Origin of the sequence: Flavobacterium sp. (assembly GCF_052437795.1) — a bacterium.
Lineage (GTDB): Bacteria > Bacteroidota > Bacteroidia > Flavobacteriales > Flavobacteriaceae > Flavobacterium.
Genome location: NZ_JBQVPA010000001.1, coordinates 248,542 through 267,448, shown reverse-complemented (window position 1 = coordinate 267,448; position 18,907 = coordinate 248,542). Strand labels below are relative to the sequence as shown.

Below are 18,907 nucleotides of genomic sequence, written 5' to 3'. Positions count from 1 at the left end.
GGGGTGAGGTATACCTATCCCACAATATTAATGATCCTGCCCGGCACCACGATCACCTTTTTAGGGGACTGGCCGCCAAGCTGCTGCTGCGTACGCTCATCGGCGAGTATGGTTTTCTCAATGTCGGCTACGCTCATATCCATCGGCAATTCGATGGTAAAGCGGGTCTTGCCATTGAACGACACCGGGTATTCCTTGCTGCTTTCGACCAGGTATTCCGGATTGAATATCGGGAACGGCACCTGCGAGATGCTGCCCTGATGTCCCAATCGGTGCCAAAGCTCCTCGGCAATGTGAGGTGCGTAAGGCGATATCAGTATGGTCAATGGCTCCAATATCACACGCTCGTGGCAGTTCATGGCGGTAAGTTCGTTGACGGCGATCATAAAGGAACTCACCGAAGTATTGAACGAGAAGTTCTCGATATCATCCTGCGTTTTCTTGATCGTTTTGTGCAACGTTTTGTACGCTTCCTTACTGCCCGGGTTAGCCGTTACGATAAGCCCGTTATCGTCAAAATACAGTTTCCATAGCTTTTTCAGGAATCCAAAAACACCGGTGATGCCTGCAGTATTCCATGGCTTGGCCTGTTCGAGTGGCCCAAGGAACATTTCGTACAGGCGCAGTGTATCGGCACCGTATTGTTCGCAGATGTCGTCCGGAGTTACTACGTTGTACTTGGATTTAGACATTTTCTCGACTTCGCGCCCGACGATGTATTTTCCGTTGTCTTCCGTTATGAAAACTGCATCTTTATAATCCTGATTTAAAGAATGGTTTTTAAAACCTTCAATATCTAATTCATCAGATGCATTTACTAAAGAAACGTCTGCATGTAATGGAACTATTGACTCACCCCAATTTTCAAATTCAACTTTCTGAATATTTGCATCATTGCTTTTTACATCACTACTTATTAACTCACTTACTATTTTAAATAAATTGTCTGATGGTAAAAATCCTCCTAATTCAAACTTTTTAGTGAAATTTTTAGAAACCAAAAAACTTTGAGAAAAAGTTTGTTTAGTAATTGCATCCGAAACATGATGTTTAATTAATGTGCCTTGTAAAGTATATCGATAAACAAAAGCACTCATCCCCAAAATCATCCCCTGGTTGATCAGCTTTTTAAACGGCTCTTCCTTAGTAATGAATCCCCTGTCCTTTAAGAATTTGTTCCAGAAACGGCTGTACAGCAGGTGGCCTGTAGCATGCTCGCTTCCGCCAATGTACAGGTCTACGTCCTGCCAGTAGGCTTCCGCTTTGTCCGAGATGAATTCGTCGTCATTGTGCGGGTCCATGTAGCGCAGCCAGTACCATGAGCTGCCTGCCCATCCCGGCATGGTGTTCAGTTCCAATGGGAATACAGTTACATCGTCTATCAGGTCGTTAGGCACTACTTTATTCTCAGCAGTGCTCCATGCCCACTCGCGGGAGTTGCCCAATGGCGGCTGCCCGTCTTCCGTTGGTAAATATTTCTCTACTTCAGGAAGGCGTACCGGCAAGTGTGCCTTGTCGATCATCTGCGGCATGCCGTTCACGTAATATACCGGGAACGGTTCACCCCAGTACCTCTGACGGCTAAACACGGCATCGCGCAGGCGGTAATTGGTCTTGCCCCTGCCCTGCTCGATGCCTTCCAATGCTTCTATCACAGCTTTTGTAGCCTGCTTGTAATTCATCCCGTCAAGGAAGTCGGAATTCATCAGCTTTACATTGTCCTTCGACCCATACGCCTCTTCCGAAATGTCCACATCGTCGAATATGTTCTTTATCTCAATGCCGAAGTGCTTCGCAAAGTCGTAATCCCTCTGGTCACCCGCAGGAACGGCCATTACCGCGCCCGTACCGTAACCGGCCAGTACGTAGTCGCCTATCCAAACCGGGATCGGCTCTTTAGTAAACGGATGTTCTGCATACGCTCCCGTAAACACCCCCGAAATGGTCTTCACATCGGCCATACGATCGCGCTCGCTGCGTTTTGCCGTAGCCTCTACATAGGCGTCAACAGCAGCTTTCTGCTCCGGCGTAGTGATCTTTGCCACCAGTTCATGCTCCGGTGCCAGCGTCATGAACGACACCCCAAATATGGTATCAGGCCGTGTAGTGAACACTTCTATCTTGTACTCGTTCTCGTCGTCGCCTATTTCAGAGAATATGTCGGAGAAGAAGGAGCGGATGCCGAGACCGTCTGGCTCTTTAGTCCTCACCCTTGGTTGTATCCTCCCTCCGGTTCCCTCTTCAGACCTCACCCCCGGCCCCTCTCCAAAGGAGAGGGGAGCAGCTTCACTCGTGCCGGATTCGTCGGTGTCTTTATATGATTTCCTATTGGATAGCGCAATCCTGATCTGGGAAAGTACACTTTCAATATCGTCCAAAACCTCTTCATTGCTAAAGCGGATTACTTTGAACAAATGCTTCTGCTTAAGTTCCAGTGTGCGTGCCTCATCAAGTTCTGTTTGCTCAGGACCATCGTGATAGCCACCATCGATTTCTACTACCAATCGCTTTTCAAGAGACGCAAAATCAGCAATGTAGTTGCCTATGTAATGTTGCCTTCTGATTTTAACCCCAAGTTTTTTATCGCGCAGTTCCTCCCAAAGCATCAATTCAGCTTTAGTTGGCTCTTTCCTGTTTTCCCTTGCGTTGGCAACAAGGAGTTTTGCATTGATCCCATCGGCCGTTAAATATCCCGGATCTCCTTTCGTACCGGAAGCTGCCCCCCTCTCCTTTGGAGAGGGGTCGGGGTTGAGGTCTGATGCTATTACATTAAAACTCACACTCGCCCCAACCGACTTCCCTATCCAGTTCCTCTGGCTTTCTTTTAGCGAGTCGGTCCAGTCGATGGTTTCGAGGCCCTGCAACAGCCGTTCGGCATAGGCGGAGATCCTCATGCTCCACTGGGTCATTTTCTTGCGGGTCACGGGATAGCCGCCACGTTCGGATACGCCGTTCACGATCTCATCGTTGGCAAGTACGGTACCCAGCGCGGCACACCAGTTCACTTCGGTCTCCGCAAGGTAGGTAAGGCGGTACTTCAGCAGTATGCGCTCCTGGTCCTTCTTGCTGTAGCCTTTCCATGCATCGGCTGTAAAGGCAGGTATGTTGTCATCGCTCACGGCATTGATGCCGGCGTTACCCTTCTCCTCAAATTTTTGGATAAGAGTACAGATGCTCTCTGCTTTATCGGTATCTTTATTATACCATGAGTTGAACAGCTGGATGAAGATCCACTGTGTCCACTTGTAGTATTCCGGGTTGGAGGTGCGCACCTCACGGTCCCAATCGAACGAGAAGCCTATCTTGTCAAGCTGCTCACGATATCTGTTGATGTTCGTTTCGGTCGTGATGGCCGGGTGCTGCCCGGTCTGGATGGCATACTGCTCTGCCGGAAGCCCAAAGCTATCGTAGCCCTGCGGGTGCAGCACGTTAAAGCCTTTGTGGCGTTTGTAGCGTGCGTATATGTCGCTGGCAATGTAACCCAGCGGGTGGCCTACGTGCAGCCCCGCCCCCGATGGGTACGGGAACATATCCAACACATAGTATTTGGGTTTATCGCTTATGTCTTCGGCGCGGAAAGTATCTTCTTCCGCCCAGTATTTTTGCCAGCGGGCTTCAATTTCGTTGGGATTGTATCTCATGATAAGTCGCAAAGTTTCAAAGTTCCTAAGTCCCAAAACAGGACAAAGCACCGCAAAAATACGCTTATTGTACGAAAGCCAAAACTTTGACCGTTATAAACTATGGATAAACAAATTCTTTATTTATTTTTACCGCTAAAACAGAACCAATGGCATCATCTTTCGAAAAATTCCAGAAAAGGCGCGTTATCACCTCCTATTTTTCGGTAATACTCTGCATTTTCATTGTGCTTACCCTTTTAGGAGCACTGGGGCTTTTCGTCATCAATACCGAAAAGATATCAAGCCACGTTAAGGAGAACATCCCCATGACGGTTTATTTTAAGCGCGATTCGCCCGACAGCCTTAAGGAGGCTTTTGGCAATGAGCTCAAAACATCGGCCTACATCAAGGATTTTGTATACGTTTCAAAAGAAGATGCCGCCAAAAATAACCCGGATATCGTAGGCGATTATGAAACGCTTTTGGATAACAATCCGCTTTTGGATTCATACGATGTGCACCTTAAAGGCGGTTTCGTACAGCCGGACAGTATTAAGGCTATTGAGGTAGAGCTGCGTTCCAATCCTATTGTGGGCGATGTGAGCTACGACTCGGCGCTGGTAGGCCTTGCCAATGAGAACATCGAAAAAATCACGTTCTGGATATTGGTCCTGAGTGGGGTGCTGGTGGTCATTGCCATGCTACTCATCAACAGCGCATTGAGGCTGTCCATCTACTCGCACCGCTTTACCATCAAAACCATGCAGATGGTTGGAGCCACCAAATCGTTCATCCGCAAGCCGTATGTATGGAAAGGCATGAGGCTGGGTTTCATCGGGTCTATACTGGCCATACTGGCACTGGTATACATTGTATACTGGCTGGACGGCGAATATCCGGTACTTAACATCTGGGAAGACTGGATGCCAACAGCAATAGTGCTTGGCGGGGTACTGGTATTTGGCATCATCATAGCCGCGATAAGCACGTTCTTTGCCACACAGCGCTTCCTGAACCTGAGGACAGATGACCTGTATTAAAAATTCCAAATAACAATATACATAACAGGCAGAAAACTTTAAACCTGAAACAAATAAAAATGAATAACGAGATAAAAACCACTTTCCTTTTTGAAAAGGTAAATTATACGATACTGCTAATAGGCCTTGGCGTAATTGCGCTTGGGTTTATCCTTATGGCCGGTGGAGGCAGCGATGACCCGAATGTGTTCAGCGAGGATATTTTCAGCTGGAGGAGGATCAGGCTTGCGCCAACAGTGGTGCTCATAGGTTTTGGCGTTACCATTTATGCCATCCTGAAAGACCCCGGTACACCTGTGGCCGAACTTCGCGAAGACAGCAAGGCAGGAGCGCCCGCAACTGCTTCGGACAGGCTTGTGGAAGAACAGCCGATCAAGAACTTTACCAATAAAAAGAAGAAATAAATGGATCTTATCCAAGCGATCATCATTGCCATCATTGAAGGCCTTACCGAGTATTTGCCTATTTCCTCCACCGCGCACATGGTTTTTGCCAGTTCCTACTATGGCATCCAGGAGGACGATTTTGTAAAGCTATTCCAGGTATCCATCCAGTTGGGGGCCATACTCGCCGTAGTAGCACTGTACTGGAAAAAGTTCTTCGATTTCACTAAACTCGATTTTTACATGAAGCTGGCTTTAGCTGTGATCCCCGCATTGTTGCTTGGCAAGCTGTTCGATGAAATGATAGAGGAAGTTTTAGGCAACCCTATCCCCATCGCAATTGTACTTATCGTTGGAGGAGTTGTGCTGCTATTCGTAGACAATTACTTTAAAGATCCTACCGTATTTAAAGAAGAGGATATTACTGTAAAGAAAGCGGTAACCATAGGCATTTGGCAATGCCTGGCCATGATGCCGGGTACGAGCCGTGCGGCAGCATCCATCATCGGGGGTATGCAGCAGGGGCTTACGCGACAGGCCGCGGCCGAGTTCTCATTCTTCCTTGCTGTGCCAACTATGCTGGCCGTAACAACTTATTCCATCCTGATAAAAGAATATGGCACCGCCGAGACCAAGGGCTATGAACTGATGATGGAGGGCGACAACCTGAAGCTTTTCGCCATAGGCAGCATTATCGCGTTCGTAGTAGCCATAATTGCCATAAAAGGCTTTATCGGCGTTATCAAAAAATACGGTTTCAAGCCATGGGGCTGGTACCGCATCATAGCCGGAGCACTGCTTTTGGCTTATTTTACAATGTATAAATAATTTCCCTTGGCCACACCCGAAGAATTCCTCGAAGGAAAAGTTGTCCTTATCGACAAGCCACTGCAATGGAGCTCGTTCCAGGCGGTGAATAAAGTGAAGTGGAGCCTCAAGAAGCACCTCGGCCTCAAAAAGATAAAAGTGGGCCATGCCGGCACCCTAGACCCGTTGGCTACTGGCCTGCTTATCGTATGCACAGGGAAATTCACAAAGCGCATCTCCGAACTTCAGGGCATGGAAAAGGAGTATACGGGTACATTCCATCTTGGCGCGACCACGCCATCCTACGATCTGGAGACCGAAGTGAACGCTACTTTCCCGACAGGACATATCGATGAAAAACTCATTCACGATACACTCCCTCAGTTCATCGGCGAGATCGACCAGAAGCCTCCTGTATTTTCTGCCATTAAAAAAGACGGAAAACGCCTTTATGAACACGCACGCAAAGGCGAGGAAGTAGAGATCGCCACCCGCAAGACCACCATACACGAATTTGAGATCACGCGCATTGCTCTGCCCGAAGTGGATTTCAGGGTGGTGTGCAGTAAAGGCACTTATATACGCTCACTGGCTTACGACTTTGGGGCAGCGCTTAATTCAGGCGCGCATTTAACGGCACTGCGGCGTACGAAAATAGGCACATTTTCAGTTGAAGATGCTATATCACCCGAAGCTTTTGAAAATCGACTTGAAGACCATACTGCTTAGCTTTGGCAACTGATCATTATCGATAAAAAAATATGTTTTATATGCTTTTGCCAACTTTCAGATCAACTATTACTTCACTTTTACTGATCATCCCGCTCTTCTGCTTTAGCCAAGATGATGAGGAAAAGAAAGAAACGATTTTCATTACCCATTCTGAACCGGATGACAAGCCTGCGGCGGAATTTATTTTTGGGCAATTATCGGTTTCAGTACCCATCCGTGCCAACCCGTATTCAGACGAGATACAGGATTATTATGCGGAAACCGGCCAGGAATATAAACCAAGTGTACTGGACTATATTATTCCCAACGGACTTAGCGCCAACATCGGATTCGGCGTGCATTACAAGTCGTGGGTAGGCATCAGCGCCAATACCGGGATTGATTGGCTGGCTACCGAGAAGCTGGTTTACGCGCCGGTGTACGGCAGCATACTCTTCACACCGCAGCTGTGGGACGAGATCAATATCTATATGCAGGCGGGCTATGGCTGGAGCTATGCGCTGGGCAGGGGTAACCTTTCAGGTTTTTACCAAAAGTACCGCCTGGGAATGATATTTGACAACACAGGCTCTATTTTCCTCGACTTCAGCGCGAGCGATTTCCCTATTTATGAATATAAATATGCAGGAAGCATCAGCCTTGGCGTTGCGATCACTAACTTTGGGCTATGAGATATTTTATAGCCTTTTTCATATTCGTTACAACTTCGCTTACCGCCCAGGAAAAGCAAAAGTTACCCTTACTGGATGGCGACCTCATTTTCCAGGACATGGACTGCGGGCCGCTGTGCGATGCTATTGAAGCCGTGACCGAAGGGTATGGTGGAAAGGATTTCAGCCACATGGGCATGGTGTACCACCGCAATGATACCGTTTATGTAATTGAAGCGGCAGGCAGCGCCGTACGGCTTACCACATTGGAAAAATTCTCTAAAAACACCAAAAAGGAGATGCCGGTAATGCGCCTGAAAAAGAAATACAGTAAGCTGATACCCACAGCCATCGCTTTTTCGCTGAAGCAGGTCGGAGTGCCTTATGACGATGAGTATGTATACGATAACGGCAGCTATTATTGCTCGGAACTGATATACGATGCTTTTAAGTCGGCCAATAAAAATAAGCCTTTCTTTGAACTTTTCCCTATGACGTACAAACAGCCCGGTACCGATGAATTTTTCCCGGCTTGGGTAGAATATTATAAAGCCATTGGCAAACCGATACCCGAAGGGTTGCCGGGCTGCAATCCGGGTGGAATGTCGGTATCGGATAAGATCGAGATAATCGCCCCCTTACCCCCAAAGGGGGAATAACCGGATAAACTTAACGGATAATCCGCAATTCAGTGATTGAGTGGAATTCCCCCTTTGGGGGGCTAGGGGGCCTGTTCCAACAACAGCAGGATCTCCTGCATTGTACTGATCCCTTTATCCTGCAAATACCATTTCTGCAGATCGGCTTTGGCCTCGTCCGGGATATGGCCGAATTTTTCCTTTGCATCCAGGATCAGCTTTGCGGCATCATGCGGGCGTGGCCCCCAGCTGCCACGTATGGTAAGCGTATGGGGTTCCACCAATACCAGTTTAGGAATGGAACGCGCGCCATTGGTCAGGTAGGCATCCATCAGTTGCGGGTTTTGGTCCCGAAGTACAATGCGCAGATCCAGTTTATCTGTAGCTTTTGCCAGTTTGTCGATCACAGGTAAAATTTGCGCCGCATCACCGCACCATCCTTCTGAAATGACTAAAAGCGTATTCTTTGTTTTCAATTTATCCAGCCTGTCCTGTATTTCCTGAGGGATATGCAGGGTCTTGTCGAGGCGGTTCATCCGCACCTCGTTCAGCGTGCTGTAGTGGGTCAGGTCCTCACTTTGGGTATCGCCTGTAGAAAGCCCCTCTTTAAGCAATTGCGACATGTGGCCGCGGTATTCGGTATAGCTGTGGCTATTGGCCAGGCTTTGTTCGATGATTACTGTCATGATCGTTATTCTGTCTGTTTTGCATTTTAACCAATCAAAAAGGAAGCCATGCCGCAAAAAACTGTAATTTAGTCAGGTTAATACCTACAAAATGAAATTTGACGGAAGCACTATAGGCCTCATCCTTTCGGGCGGCGGGTCTAAAGGCATTGCACATGCGGGGGTTCTTAAATTTTTCACCGAACAAGGCATTGTTCCACAGCACATTGCGGGAACTAGTTCGGGTGCCATTGTGTCGGCTTTATTTGCAGGTGGCAAAAAACCGGAGGAAATACTGGAATTTTTCAAATCTATTTATTTTTTCCACTGGAAGCATTTTACCTTTCGTAAGGCAGGGTTTATCGATTCCGATGCTTTCCGTGACTATTTTCACCAGATCTTTGGCGAGGCTACATTGGGCGACCTTCCTTATAAAATGCACCTCACCGCGACCGACCTCGTTTCGGGCAAGCTGAAGATCTTCGGGCCAGAAACAAAAGTTGCCGATGCCGTGCTGGCTTCCTCGGCATTCCCGGGCATTATATCGCCTTATGAAATAGACGGCAGGCTGTATAGCGATGGCGGCATCATAAACCACTTCCCCACCGACATTTTGCAGGGGCGCTGCGAAACACTCATCGGGGTCTATGTGAGCCCGATACAGAAGATCGAAGCGGCTGACATGAAGTCGATAAAAGCGGTGGCAACACGGGCTTATGACCTGCTTTCGGCCAACAGCAACATGCAGAAGTTCACGCTGTGCGATTGGGTCATCAGCCCGGATGAACTTGCATTATATCGTACATTTGAGACAAACAGGCATAAGATGGACGAGATCTTCCGCATTGGTTATGAAGCGGCAAAGAAGTCGTATGGGGAGTTGATAGTATAAGCATCCCCAGCCCTTCCGAAGGAGGGTAGCAGCTACGCTCATGCCTGTTAGTCAAAAGCAGAGGAGAGCGGCACCAGCTTTACTCATGCCTAATAAATGTGATCAACCGTTTTCAGTTTGTTAAAATTCTATTTTCCGAAAAAGTTTAATTGCTATATTTGCACCAAATTCGTACCCTATGAAATATAAAAGGATCCTGTTGAAGCTAAGCGGCGAAGCCCTTATGGGAGACAGGCAATATGGCATTGACCCTAAAAGGCTTGCCGAATATGCCCAGCAAATAAAAGAGATACACGACATGGGTGTACAGATCGCCATCGTTATTGGCGGGGGCAACATCTTCCGGGGTGTGGCCGGGGCCAGCAACGGCATGGACAGGGTACAGGGCGACTACATGGGTATGCTTGCCACGGTTATCAACGGGATGGCGCTTCAGGGCGCGCTTGAGGATGCCGGTATGCCAACCCGCCTGCAGACAGCCCTTAAAATAGAAGCCATAGCCGAACCATATATAAAAAGGAGGGCCGTGCGCCACCTTGAAAAAGGCCGTATCGTGATCTTTGGCGCCGGAACGGGCAATCCGTATTTTACTACTGATACCGCCGCAGTCCTTAGGGGTGTGGAAGTGAATGCCGACGTGATACTGAAAGGTACACGTGTAGATGGCATTTATACTGCCGACCCTGAAAAAGACGCTAATGCAACAAAATATGACACCCTTACGTTTGAGGATGTGTTGAGCAAAGGCCTTAACGTAATGGATACCACTGCATTTACCCTGAGCCAGGAAAATGAGCTGCCTATCATCGTATTCGACATGAACAAGGAAGGCAACCTGGTAAGAGTATGCAAAGGCGAAGTAGTGGGAACTACGGTAAATGTTTAATTTTTAAATCATAAGAATTATCATGGAAGAAATTGATTTCATATTAGATAGCACAAAAGAATCGATGGACGGTTCTTTGTCGCACCTTGAAAAGGAGTTCCTGAACATTCGTGCCGGCAAGGCAAGCCCTGCCATGCTTGGCGGTGTGAAAGTAGATTACTATGGCGCCCCGACCCCGCTTTCGCAGGTAGCCAACGTAAATACACCTGACGCAAGGACGATAACCATTACCCCATGGGAAAAGAACATGCTGCAGCCTATCGAGAAGGCCATCATGGTAGCTAACCTTGGCTTTAACCCGATGAATAATGGTGATAACATCATCATAAACGTTCCGGCGCTTACTGAGGAAAGAAGGCGTGACCTTGTAAAACAGGCAAAAGTTGAAGCAGAAGATGCAAAGATTGGTGTGCGCAATGCCCGCAAGGATGCGAATACTGACATCAAGAAGCTGGAGAAAGACGGCATGAGCGAAGATGTTTGCAAAGGCGCCGAGGAAGATGTGCAGAAGCTTACCGACAGTTACATAAAAAAGATAGATGAACTACTGGTACAAAAAGAAGCAGAGATCATGAAAGTATAATGAAGGCCCCCACTGTAACGGGGGCTTTTTTGTGCACCATAAATTTGCAGAAAATCCGTTATCTTTACATCTCGATCAAAATTATCATGGCTGTAGCCGTAAAAAAATCGGGATCGCCGGACTGGATAATGCATCTGGAAGACGTGTCTGTTTTGGAAAAATCACTTTCTATGAAAAACGAAACCGAAATCGCAGTTTTAGGAGGATCTCTAACTCGTGACCAGAACGATGCGAAAACAGGAAGGACGTTATCTGACAGAAGAAGAGTTGTTGTAAGATATTGAAACCTGGTAATTCTTTAAAAAATACACCAAATCTAAAGATTCTTTTCTTTAGGACACATCCATGAGAATCCTTACCCTTTTGCTTTTATTCCTTACGCTTTCCTTACAAGCGCAAACCGCCATTACCATAAAAGTAAAAGATGCCGAAAACAATGCACCGTTACCTTTCGCTACCATCGGATCGGGCAAAAAAAATTTCATAACCGATGTAGATGGCAAGCTGGTACTCGACGATCCGGGAAAGACCATTACTATAAGCTATACCGGGTACAGCCCGCAGAAGCTTACAACAGAGAACGGCAAAAGGTTTTACACGATCAAATTACAGCCTCATACCGAAGAACTTAAAGAGGTCATTATTAACTCGTCTGATCCCGCTAACGAGATCATTGGCCGTGCCATCAGGCGGAAGCCGATGAACGACCCGCAGCAAAAACTGCAGAGCTTTAGATACAAAACCTACGACAGGCTCATTGTTACAGCTAACCCGGATTCAATAAGCGGTAAGATCGACTCAGTGTTCACCTATGAAAGGGCCGGGCGACGCTTCCAGAAAGTCGACTCATCGGGCTATAAATTCAAAAAGATAATCGATAAGCAACACCTCTACCAAACGGAAAAGGTATCGGAATTCAAGTTCAATAAAGAACAGGGACTGAAGGAAGATGTACTGGCCACCCGCATGGCCGGTTTTAAAAAGCCACTGTATGAGTTCATTGGGCTAAAGCTGCAATCCTATTCTGTGTATTCCAATAAAATCGACCTTTTCGAGACCAAATATGCCGGTCCGCTGGCCTATGACGCTTTGCAATACTACAACTACTCGATACTGGATACCGTAATGGTAGATAACCGGAGTACGTACATGATCTATTTCGTACCCAAGCGTAAAAGCAAGAAAAGGCTGAAGGGGTTACTGTACATCGACATAAATAATTATGGGGTAGCCAAGGCAGTACTACGGGTAAAGAACATGCTCGATATTACCTCGACCCATAATTTTACCTACGAAAAAGACCAGCAATTGTGGTTCCCTGACAAGAAGACGTTACAAATCGTAAAGGGCAACAACAAAGAAGACATCAAAATATTGGGAGAGACCATAAAGTTTGATGCCATGACCAATGATAAGCGCAAAAGGGAATCGTCAGACTATGTGTACCTGCTTTCGGAATCGTCCAATTTTGACAAGGAATTCAATATACCGCTTACCATAAGGCGGACGGCTGTTGCCATAGAAATACGCGACGAGGCCACCGATCGCCCTGAAGAATATTGGAATAAGTTCCGCACTGATACCCTTGATGCGCGGAGCCATAAAACCTACATTGCCCTTGACAGTATCGTAGCAAAGGACAACTGGGAACAACGCATCATCCTGGGCAGGAAAATAGTCAACGGTTACCTACCGGTCGGTGCTGTAGACATCGACCTGCGGCAGATTGTGAAATACAATAACTATGAAGGTTTCCGCGTAGGCATTGGCGGTGTCACCAATGACCGCTTTCTTGAGACATTCAGGCTTAACGGTTACGGAGCTTATGGTACTAAAGACGGGCAGTTCAAATACAGTTTTGGCGGTGCGTTGCGGTTGGGGAATTTTTCCAACTCATGGATTGGGGTCTCCTATACGGATGATGTGAAAGAGATCGGCAGCACATCGTTCGCAACCGATAAAAGAGTGTTCAAGATCTATGATCCCCGCCCTATCAACATTTCGACTTTTTACAACCACCAAACCTGGCAGGGCTACATCGAAACAAAGATAATCCCAAAGACCGAGAGCATGTGGCAGGTGACACGCAGCCGCATCGACCCTAAGTTCGATTACACCTATGCCCCTAACGGCGATCCATTAACGGTCTTTCACCTTACAACAGCATCTGTGGCCCTGCAATGGAACCCTTTCAGCGATTTTATGCAAACCCCGACCGGAAGGCTCGAGACCGAAAAGCGCTTCCCGAAGTTCGCCTTCCAGTACACACAGTCGGTATCAGGATTGCTGGACAGCGACCTGACCTTTGGCAAGCTCGACTTCAGGGCAGAATTTGAGCAAAAATACCTGAACGGGCAAAAGACCTCTGCCCTCATACAGACCGGTGTCGCGGTAGGTAATACCCCGCTTACCCACCTCTACTCTACCTCTCCCAACAACCTGGATAAAGATGGCGTACTCGAGCGCATTACCCTTGCCGGCAAAAACAGTTTTGAGACCATGTACTTTAATGAGTTCTTTTCGAGCCAATACATGATGGTGCAGCTAAAGCATGGACTTACACGATTCACGATCTTCCGCTCCCTGAAACTCTCGCCAATGCTGGTAACGCGTTTTGCATGGGGCAACATGGAGAAAAAAGAGGAACACATCGGACTGCGATACAATACGCTGGAAAAAGGTTATTACGAAAGCGGCCTGGAATTCAATGAGATCTTCAAAGGCTTGGGCTTGTCTGCATTCTACCGTTACGGGCCTTACCACCTATCGTATTTCGACAGGAATATTTCGGTAAAGGTATCGTATGTGCTGAATTTGTTTTAGGGATGGAAGAAGATGGCAAATATAATAGGGTGAGGCCATCCAATACTAATGCGTGACAAACTTCAATCCTATTATCGAAGCAATTAAAGTCGTGATAAAGAACAGCCTCCAGAAATCGGAGGGCTCCTTAAAGACAAATATTCCCACGAGCACAGTACCTACAGCGCCAACGCCTGTCCATACCGCATAGGCCGTACCGATAGGCAGGGTCTGTGTAGCCTTATACAGCAATATCATGCTTACGGTCAGGCAAAACAGGAATCCGCCCATCCACCAATAGTAGTTGTTGCCCGTGGCCTCTTTGGCTTTTCCAAGGCAGGAAGCAAAACCTACTTCAAACAATCCGGCGATAATGAGTAATGTCCAATTCATGGTGATCCGTTTTTTACAAAGATACCGCCATTAGAAAAATTGAAGCATATTATTTGTGAAAATTCATGGAATTCATATCAAAACATCTTTACGTTTTTCCTCTTTTCATTACATTTGCAGGCATTTGCGCATTGTGGCGCATCTATCCCAAAAACAGACTAATTTTTTTAAAATGAAGCACACAAAAGTAAAAGACTTGCTGGACAGCGCTAAGCCGCTGGATGATGTATTAGTAAAAGGATGGGTAAGGACTTTCAGGAATAACCAGTTCGTAGCCCTAAATGACGGCTCGACCATAAATAACATACAGTGCGTTATAGACTTTGAAAATACGCCTGCAGACCAGCTAAAGAGGATTACCACCGGTGCTGCCATTGCCATAAAAGGCAACCTTGCACCAAGCCAGGGTGCCGGCCAAAAGTATGAGGTACAAGCTAAAAGCTTTGAGATACTTGGTGATAGCGACCCGGAAAAATTCCCAATGCAGCCTAAGAAGCACTCTCTTGAATTCCTTCGCGAGAATGCCCACCTTCGCGTACGTACCAATGTATTTGGTGCGATCATGCGTGTGCGTTCGGTGTTGTCATTCGCTATTCATCAATACTTTCAGGAGAAAGGTTTTGTATACGTTAACACGCCAATCATCACCGGCAGTGATGCCGAGGGTGCGGGCGAAATGTTCCGCGTAACGGCATTGCCACCAACTGGTGCGCCACTAAATGAAGAAGGAAAAATAGACTACAAGCAGGATTTCTTCGGGAAAGAAACCAACCTTACCGTATCGGGCCAGCTTGAAGGCGAGACGTATGCCATGGCACTTGGGCAGATCTACACCTTTGGACCAACTTTCCGTGCTGAGAATTCGAACACAAGCCGCCACCTTGCGGAATTCTGGATGATCGAGCCGGAAGTAGCATTTAATGACCTGGATGCTAACATGGACCTTGCAGAAGATTTTATCCAATATGTTGTGAAATATGCATTAGACCGCTGCCAGGACGACCTTGCATTCCTGAACCAGCGCCTTGCCGATGAAGAGAAGCAAAAGCCACAGGCCGAGCGCAGCGAAATGGGACTCTTGGATAAATTGCAGTTCGTTTTGGACAATAACTTCAAACGTGTCAGCTACACCGAAGCTATCGACATCCTGAAAAACAGTAAGCCGAACAAGAACAAGAAATTCAGCTATATTATAGAAGAATGGGGTGCCGACCTGCAAAGTGAGCACGAACGCTTCCTTGTTGAAAAGCACTTTAAATGCCCGGTGATCCTTTACGATTACCCTGCTAAGATCAAGGCTTTCTACATGAGGCTGAACGATGACAATAAAACTGTACGCGCCATGGACATCTTGTTCCCGGGCATTGGTGAGATCGTAGGCGGCTCGCAAAGGGAAGAACGCTTAGATGTATTGCAGCAAAAAATTGCCGAACTTGGCATTGACGAGAAAGAATTATGGTGGTACCTGGATACGCGCCGTTTCGGGACAGCTGTACACAGCGGCTTCGGGCTTGGCTTTGAGCGACTGGTGCTGTTCGTGACCGGCATGACCAACATTCGCGATGTGATACCTTTCCCAAGGACACCGCAGAACGCGGAGTTTTAAAAACATGAAGCCTTCCTGACCGGGAGGCTTTTTTATTAAAATTATTTATATAACAAATTTTATGTATCGTGACCGAGGGAACCTTTTTCGGCTTGTGGCAAAACCAGTGTTTTATAATTTTATCCAAAAACGCATCAATTAGTATGCCTGTTTTTTGTAATTTTATCCTGTATAAATTACAGCCCTATTATGCTCAAGCAGAACTTACAGTTACGACTATCGCAAAAACTATCCCCGCAGCAGATACAGCTCATGAAGCTGATCCAGCTACCTACGCAGGCCTTTGAACAGCGCCTGAAGGAGGAAATGGTAGAAAATCCGGCGTTGGAAGAAAGCAGTAAGGAGGATGAGTACGAATATGAAAAGGATGAGTTCGACAACAACGAAGATTATGATGACTATGATGATCATGAAGGCGAAAGGATCGATGCTGAAGATATAAACATAGACGAATACCTGAGTAACGACGAGACACCCGATTACAAGCTGCAGGCCAACAATTACAGCGATGACGACGAAGAGCGTTCCATGCCCTTTGCCGCATCAGTTAGCTTCCACCAAAGCCTTATCGACCAGCTGAATACTTTTATCCTGAACGACAATGAGCGTGACATTGCCGAATTCCTCGTGGGCAGCATTGACGATATGGGCTACATTCGCCGCAGCATACCGGATATAGTTGATGACATGGCTTTTACCCAAGGCATTTATACCGACGAAAAAACTGTAGAACACATACTGCATATCATTCACCAGCTGGAGCCTGCGGGTGTTGGCGCGCGCGATCTTCAGGAATGCCTTATGCTGCAGCTGAAAAGCAAAACGCCTACAAGTTCTGTAGAGCTTGCGACGGATATAATCGAGCATCAATTTGATGCTTTTACCAAAAAACATTATGACAAGCTGCTGCAGAAATACGACATTTCGCAGGAACAGCTGCGCAAAGCCATAGACGAGATCGAGCACCTAAACCCTAAGCCGGGCGGATCCTACGATAACAGTTCGCGAACCGTGGAGCACGTGGTGCCGGATTTTGCCATAAAGATAGTGGACGGTGAACTGGAACTGAGCCTCAACGGGCGTAATGCTCCCGAACTGCACGTTTCTAAAGATTACCAGGAAATGCTGCAAACGTATAAAGACAGTAGGGATAAGTCGTCCCAACAAAAGGATGCCGTGCAATTCATTAAGCAAAAGCTGGACTCAGCCAAATGGTTCATCGATGCTATACGCCAAAGGCAGGAAACGCTGTTCGTGACCATGAACGCCATTATGCATTATCAGGAAGAATTTTTCCTTGATGGCGATGAAGGCAAACTGAAACCAATGATTCTGAAAGACATTGCGGACATGGTAGGATTGGACATTTCGACCGTTTCACGCGTGGCCAACAGTAAGTATGTGGAAACGCCTTACGGGACCAAGCTGATCAAGGATTTCTTCTCGGAAGCGATGAAGAATGACCAGGGCGAGGACGTATCGACCATAGAGATAAAGAAGATCCTCAAAACGGTTATCGAGGACGAAGACAAGCGCAAGCCGTTACCCGATGACAAACTGGCCGACATACTGAAAGATAAGGGCTATCCGATAGCGCGCCGGACCATTGCCAAATATCGCGAGCAGCTGGATATTCCGGTGGCGAGGATGAGGAAGAAAATATAAAGCGGCATGAAAAAGCTGTTGCCTATTTTCTCCTATTTATTCCATCCGCTTTTCATTCCGGCGTATGCCACGCTTTTCTATTTTTTCATCACCAGGAACTTCTTTTACCAGCATGAGATCTACCTTGTGTTTTTACAGGTATTGATACTTACGCTGCTGCTGCCCATGTCGTCATTTTACCTGCTCAAATCGCTTGGTAAGGTAAAGACCCGCATAATGAACGATACTAAGGAACGACGCCTGCCGCTTGCCTTCTACTGCATATTGTTGCTCATACTGATACGCAACAGCTTTTCTACGATTGTGGTACCCGAGCTGTATTATTATTTTTTGGGGATGCTGCTCAGCGCGATGCTGGCACTCATCTTCCTGCTTTTTGGGTTTAAGGCCAGCCTTCACATGATCGCCATGGCATCGCTCACATTGTTTATCATCAGCATATCAGCCTACTACCACATTACTTTCTTATACATTATAATTTTCCTGGTGTTGTGCTCGGGCTTTGTAGCCTCATCAAGACTGCAATCAGGCACTAACGGGCTAAGTGAAATTGTGCTGGGAACACTGTTGGGTATATTGCCGCAGATTGGGCTTTGGTACTTCTGGCTGCTGCCATCGATATAGTCAGGCGCACATATCAAATGAGAGATATATTCTTCTTTACGCTTCTCTATTGCGCTCGAACGACAGCCTTAATGTGATCATTATATCGGCTCATATCAACATTTACAATATATAAAATATCAGCCCGAGATTAAGTGACTGCATTTTCAGCTCCTCGCCGCTTTCCATATAGGCATTTTTATATAACGGAGTTATGGCATAGCACGCGTAAAAATTCCACGTATTCCATCCGGCGGAAAGATAGGCACTGTATACGAAACGGTTCATATTGCTGTCGTTGCGTATCTTTGTTTTTGTACCGCCATTGGGTTCATATTGGGCTTTATCATACAGGAGCATACTTACCTTGGCACCCGCGTATACACGCCAAAACTTATGGTCAACAGAATTGGAATTACGCCAACGCAATTCTAACGGCACTTCGAGATAATGGAGCACCAGCTTATTTTTATCAAAGCTTCCCTCATCCGCCACGGCGTAGTTATTGTTGCCTCCGCCAAGATCGGTCACCACAAGGTTATGCTTTATATTACTGTAAGAATATCCCAGGCCGAGCGCTATAGAATGGTTCCTGCGTTCATTAATGGGCATATCCCTTAGAAAGCCTGCAGAAAGGCTCGTTGAAAAAGAGTACTGCCTGTACCCTACCGGCTTGCCCTGCATCAGGTTATACGAGATCGTGGCATAGAACTGGTCTTCCCTGTACTTAGGGTCGTTAAAAGCCGGTACGCTGTCCATCTCTACCGTGTCGCGGGCACGTTCCAATTCATTTACCTGCGCCGAAAGCGGCAGGAAACACAAACCCATCAAAAAGACATAAATGTAGCGCATACGGTTTTGATCTTAGTGATACAAAGATGCGAAAAGTTTTGTTTGCTATGAATTGTACTCTGTCAGGAATTTGAAGATAGTTCGGTT

17 protein-coding genes and 1 pseudogene are annotated in these 18,907 nt (G+C 46.8%); 14 read left to right on the top strand and 4 right to left on the bottom strand.

From position 1 onward, the window contains the following. Positions 1–14: 14 nt before the first annotated feature. Complete coding sequence (locus ACT6R0_RS01290; protein WP_444650583.1) at positions 15–3,641, bottom strand: leucine--tRNA ligase; 3,627 nt, start codon at positions 3,639–3,641, stop codon at positions 15–17. Positions 3,642–3,790: 149 nt separating this feature from the next. On the opposite strand from ACT6R0_RS01290, the gene ACT6R0_RS01285 reads away from it, so the two are divergent. The 6 genes and pseudogenes from ACT6R0_RS01285 to ACT6R0_RS01260 all read left to right on the top strand — a co-directional run bounded on the left by ACT6R0_RS01285 (position 3,791) and on the right by ACT6R0_RS01260 (position 7,894). After that, a complete protein-coding gene (locus tag ACT6R0_RS01285) occupies positions 3,791–4,663 on the top strand; it encodes a cell division protein FtsX (RefSeq protein ID WP_444650581.1) in 873 nt (290 codons plus the stop codon). Between the two features lie 59 nt (positions 4,664–4,722). Continuing rightward, positions 4,723–4,950: pseudogene (locus ACT6R0_RS01280) on the top strand (DUF3098 domain-containing protein); the annotation flags it as partial. Between the two features lie 117 nt (positions 4,951–5,067). Then, complete coding sequence (locus ACT6R0_RS01275) at positions 5,068–5,874, top strand: undecaprenyl-diphosphate phosphatase (protein ID WP_444650579.1); 807 nt, start codon at positions 5,068–5,070, stop codon at positions 5,872–5,874. Between the two features lie 6 nt (positions 5,875–5,880). Further along, complete coding sequence (truB, locus tag ACT6R0_RS01270) at positions 5,881–6,582, top strand: tRNA pseudouridine(55) synthase TruB (protein WP_444650577.1); 702 nt, start codon at positions 5,881–5,883, stop codon at positions 6,580–6,582. A 41-nt stretch (positions 6,583–6,623) separates the two neighbouring features. Continuing rightward, the gene (locus ACT6R0_RS01265) at positions 6,624–7,256 is read left to right on the top strand and encodes a hypothetical protein (protein ID WP_444650575.1); all 633 of its coding nucleotides are present in this window, start codon (positions 6,624–6,626) and stop codon (positions 7,254–7,256) included. Continuing rightward, positions 7,253–7,894, top strand: a complete 642-nt coding sequence (locus ACT6R0_RS01260) for a YiiX/YebB-like N1pC/P60 family cysteine hydrolase (RefSeq protein ID WP_444650573.1) — start codon at positions 7,253–7,255, stop codon at positions 7,892–7,894. Before ACT6R0_RS01265 ends, ACT6R0_RS01260 begins: the two co-directional genes overlap by 4 nt. A gap of 62 nt (positions 7,895–7,956) precedes the next feature. Here ACT6R0_RS01260 and ACT6R0_RS01255 read toward each other — a convergent pair whose 3' ends face one another. After that, complete coding sequence (locus ACT6R0_RS01255; RefSeq protein WP_444650571.1) at positions 7,957–8,559, bottom strand: thioredoxin family protein; 603 nt, start codon at positions 8,557–8,559, stop codon at positions 7,957–7,959. Between the two features lie 91 nt (positions 8,560–8,650). Here ACT6R0_RS01255 and ACT6R0_RS01250 point away from each other — a divergent pair, with 91 nt between their 5' ends. The 5 genes from ACT6R0_RS01250 to ACT6R0_RS01230 all read left to right on the top strand — a co-directional run bounded on the left by ACT6R0_RS01250 (position 8,651) and on the right by ACT6R0_RS01230 (position 13,722). Further along, positions 8,651–9,430, top strand: a complete 780-nt coding sequence (locus tag ACT6R0_RS01250; protein WP_444650569.1) for a patatin-like phospholipase family protein — start codon at positions 8,651–8,653, stop codon at positions 9,428–9,430. 178 nt (positions 9,431–9,608) lie between these two features. Further along, positions 9,609–10,316, top strand: a complete 708-nt coding sequence (gene pyrH, locus ACT6R0_RS01245; protein WP_444650567.1) for a UMP kinase — start codon at positions 9,609–9,611, stop codon at positions 10,314–10,316. A gap of 19 nt (positions 10,317–10,335) precedes the next feature. Then, on the top strand, positions 10,336–10,899 hold the full coding sequence (frr, locus tag ACT6R0_RS01240; RefSeq protein WP_444652302.1) for a ribosome recycling factor: 564 nt from the start codon (positions 10,336–10,338) through the stop codon (positions 10,897–10,899). A gap of 86 nt (positions 10,900–10,985) precedes the next feature. Further along, a complete protein-coding gene (locus ACT6R0_RS01235) occupies positions 10,986–11,183 on the top strand; it encodes a hypothetical protein (protein ID WP_444650565.1) in 198 nt (65 codons plus the stop codon). A 61-nt stretch (positions 11,184–11,244) separates the two neighbouring features. Next, a complete protein-coding gene (locus ACT6R0_RS01230) occupies positions 11,245–13,722 on the top strand; it encodes a DUF5686 family protein (RefSeq protein ID WP_444650563.1) in 2,478 nt (825 codons plus the stop codon). Between the two features lie 45 nt (positions 13,723–13,767). Here ACT6R0_RS01230 and ACT6R0_RS01225 read toward each other — a convergent pair whose 3' ends face one another. Beyond that, positions 13,768–14,094: a DMT family transporter gene (locus ACT6R0_RS01225; protein WP_444650561.1), complete on the bottom strand. Its 327-nt coding sequence runs from the start codon at positions 14,092–14,094 to the stop codon at positions 13,768–13,770. A gap of 172 nt (positions 14,095–14,266) precedes the next feature. Here ACT6R0_RS01225 and asnS point away from each other — a divergent pair, with 172 nt between their 5' ends. From asnS to ACT6R0_RS01210, 3 genes are all read left to right on the top strand, one after another. After that, positions 14,267–15,700 carry an asparagine--tRNA ligase gene (gene asnS, locus ACT6R0_RS01220; RefSeq protein WP_444650560.1) on the top strand — a complete coding sequence of 478 codons (1,434 nt, stop codon included), beginning with the start codon at positions 14,267–14,269 and terminating at the stop codon, positions 15,698–15,700. Between the two features lie 189 nt (positions 15,701–15,889). Beyond that, positions 15,890–17,365, top strand: a complete 1,476-nt coding sequence (gene rpoN / locus ACT6R0_RS01215; RefSeq protein ID WP_444650558.1) for an RNA polymerase factor sigma-54 — start codon at positions 15,890–15,892, stop codon at positions 17,363–17,365. Positions 17,366–17,371: 6 nt separating this feature from the next. Further along, positions 17,372–17,989: a hypothetical protein gene (locus ACT6R0_RS01210; protein WP_444650557.1), complete on the top strand. Its 618-nt coding sequence runs from the start codon at positions 17,372–17,374 to the stop codon at positions 17,987–17,989. Positions 17,990–18,091: 102 nt separating this feature from the next. Here ACT6R0_RS01210 and ACT6R0_RS01205 read toward each other — a convergent pair whose 3' ends face one another. After that, complete coding sequence (locus tag ACT6R0_RS01205) at positions 18,092–18,820, bottom strand: porin family protein (RefSeq protein WP_444650555.1); 729 nt, start codon at positions 18,818–18,820, stop codon at positions 18,092–18,094. Between the last annotated feature and the right edge of the window lie 87 nt (positions 18,821–18,907).

Bases quoted from the DNA above. Each gene is read 5' to 3' on its own strand.
- ACT6R0_RS01290 (WP_444650583.1), bottom strand. From the start codon at position 3,641: ATGAGATACAATCCCAACGAAATTGAAGCCCGCTGGCAAAAATACTGG.
- ACT6R0_RS01285 (WP_444650581.1), top strand. From the start codon at position 3,791: ATGGCATCATCTTTCGAAAAATTCCAGAAAAGGCGCGTTATCACCTCC.
- ACT6R0_RS01275 (WP_444650579.1), top strand. From the start codon at position 5,068: ATGGATCTTATCCAAGCGATCATCATTGCCATCATTGAAGGCCTTACC.
- ACT6R0_RS01265 (WP_444650575.1), top strand. From the start codon at position 6,624: ATGCTTTTGCCAACTTTCAGATCAACTATTACTTCACTTTTACTGATC.
- ACT6R0_RS01260 (WP_444650573.1), top strand. From the start codon at position 7,253: ATGAGATATTTTATAGCCTTTTTCATATTCGTTACAACTTCGCTTACC.
- ACT6R0_RS01255 (WP_444650571.1), bottom strand. From the start codon at position 8,559: ATGACAGTAATCATCGAACAAAGCCTGGCCAATAGCCACAGCTATACC.
- ACT6R0_RS01250 (WP_444650569.1), top strand. From the start codon at position 8,651: ATGAAATTTGACGGAAGCACTATAGGCCTCATCCTTTCGGGCGGCGGG.
- pyrH (WP_444650567.1), top strand. From the start codon at position 9,609: ATGAAATATAAAAGGATCCTGTTGAAGCTAAGCGGCGAAGCCCTTATG.
- ACT6R0_RS01235 (WP_444650565.1), top strand. From the start codon at position 10,986: ATGGCTGTAGCCGTAAAAAAATCGGGATCGCCGGACTGGATAATGCAT.
- ACT6R0_RS01230 (WP_444650563.1), top strand. From the start codon at position 11,245: ATGAGAATCCTTACCCTTTTGCTTTTATTCCTTACGCTTTCCTTACAA.
- ACT6R0_RS01225 (WP_444650561.1), bottom strand. From the start codon at position 14,094: ATGAATTGGACATTACTCATTATCGCCGGATTGTTTGAAGTAGGTTTT.
- asnS (WP_444650560.1), top strand. From the start codon at position 14,267: ATGAAGCACACAAAAGTAAAAGACTTGCTGGACAGCGCTAAGCCGCTG.
- rpoN (WP_444650558.1), top strand. From the start codon at position 15,890: ATGCTCAAGCAGAACTTACAGTTACGACTATCGCAAAAACTATCCCCG.
- ACT6R0_RS01210 (WP_444650557.1), top strand. From the start codon at position 17,372: ATGAAAAAGCTGTTGCCTATTTTCTCCTATTTATTCCATCCGCTTTTC.
- ACT6R0_RS01205 (WP_444650555.1), bottom strand. From the start codon at position 18,820: ATGCGCTACATTTATGTCTTTTTGATGGGTTTGTGTTTCCTGCCGCTT.